Raw genomic sequence first — 1,248 nt, 5'->3', positions numbered from 1 at the left:
CCTCACCGCCATTGGCTTTGATGGCATCGACCAAGGGCTGAAGTTTGTCTGCACTGCGTCGCGTGACGCAGGCGACGTAGCCTTCCCGTGCAAAACGTTTGGCAATGGCGCCGCCGGTAGCATCACCTGCGCCGACAACCAGTACGACTTTCTTGTTATTCATGGGTTGATCCTTTTGCTAAACGATCGTTAACTAAACGAACGTTATGCTACGATTCGGCAGGCGTCAAGATGATCAATCCTGAGGAAATGGCAATGCGCTACTCGGCCAGTCACAAGTTGGAAACCAAAGAGAAGCTGCTGGAAAGCAGTGCGGTGTCAGCCAAGAAGTCAGGTTTTTCCACGGTTGGTGTTGATGGCCTGATGAAAGCGATCGGCTTGAGCGGCGGGGCTTTCTACAGTCATTTTTCGTCGAAAGACGAACTGTTTGCTTCAATCGTCGAGCGTGAACTAAGTCAAAGCCTGGAGCGATTAGGTGCCGACCAGGGGTGCGAAAAACTCGAGCGTTGCGTTAAGCATTACCTGAGCATGGCGCATGTTGAGCATCCGGAATCGGGATGTGCTTTGCCGACGTTAGGCGCAGAGATCGCTCGTTCGGATGTACTGGTCCGCCAACAGGCGGAGCGCTGGATTTGTCAGCTACAGGAGAATTGGGCGCGCATTCTGGAGAGCGACAGCCTGGCTTGGGCCATCCTGTCGCAATGCATCGGGGCTTTGGTTGTCGCCCGGATGCTGGCGACGCCAGACATCCAGCGTGATGTGTTGAAGTCCAGCTACGACGAGATTGGCCGCCAGATTGCCGGACGGCATCAATCTATTTGCAAATGACGATCATGCTGCGACTAGTGTAGCCAGCAGGATTGAGCCCGAACGGATAGTCCCCTGGTTCTTCCACCGCGTCCCCCGACTTGGCAAGAACCTTGTACCCCTTGGGTGCGCACGAGTTGACGGCGCTGGTGTAGCACTTGTCCCACGAGGAAGTGAGTCCTGAACAGTTGATATGCAGCCCTTTTTTACCGTGTTTGACTTGTGTTTTCGAGGTCGCAGCACATCCCGCAATTGCAAGTACGGCGACCAATATTAAAATTCGTTTCATTGCTATCCTTAAAGCGTTCCCGGATCTTGTGCCCGGGTCTCGCTGCATTCGCACTCGCGTAAAGCGTTCTGATATCCCTACCCTGAAAAATCCATGCCTGGCACCAGGTTGCGGGCCTAAACATGGCTTAATTGAACGGTAATTACCAGACC

3 protein-coding genes are annotated in these 1,248 nt (G+C 53.8%); 1 reads left to right on the top strand and 2 read right to left on the bottom strand.

Annotation, left to right across the window (positions count from 1 at the left end; translation table 11 throughout):
* Window positions 1-163, bottom strand: a 163-nt coding sequence (locus tag AC1DRJ_RS28305; protein WP_477805050.1) for an SDR family NAD(P)-dependent oxidoreductase, incomplete at its 3' end; no start/stop codon positions are given.
* A gap of 92 nt (window positions 164-255) precedes the next feature.
* Here AC1DRJ_RS28305 and AC1DRJ_RS28300 point away from each other — a divergent pair.
* Window positions 256-828, top strand: coding sequence for a TetR/AcrR family transcriptional regulator (locus AC1DRJ_RS28300; RefSeq protein WP_477805049.1), 573 nt, complete (start codon window positions 256-258; stop codon window positions 826-828).
* Here AC1DRJ_RS28300 and AC1DRJ_RS28295 read toward each other — a convergent pair.
* On the bottom strand, window positions 815-1,096 hold the full coding sequence (locus AC1DRJ_RS28295) for a hypothetical protein (RefSeq protein WP_477805048.1): 282 nt from the start codon (window positions 1,094-1,096) through the stop codon (window positions 815-817). The two genes, AC1DRJ_RS28300 and AC1DRJ_RS28295, sit on opposite strands and share 14 nt — an antisense overlap.
* Window positions 1,097-1,248: the final 152 nt, after the last annotated feature.

This window comes from Pseudomonas sp. P5_B2 (assembly GCF_056400445.1).
Note: the sequence above shows the minus strand (reverse complement) of the source record. Positions and strands in the feature narration are given on the sequence as shown.

Coding starts and splice junctions, on each gene's coding strand:
- AC1DRJ_RS28300 (WP_477805049.1), top strand. CDS start 256: ATGCGCTACTCGGCCAGTCACAAGTTGGAAACCAAAGAGAAGCTGCTG.
- AC1DRJ_RS28295 (WP_477805048.1), bottom strand. CDS start 1,096: ATGAAACGAATTTTAATATTGGTCGCCGTACTTGCAATTGCGGGATGT.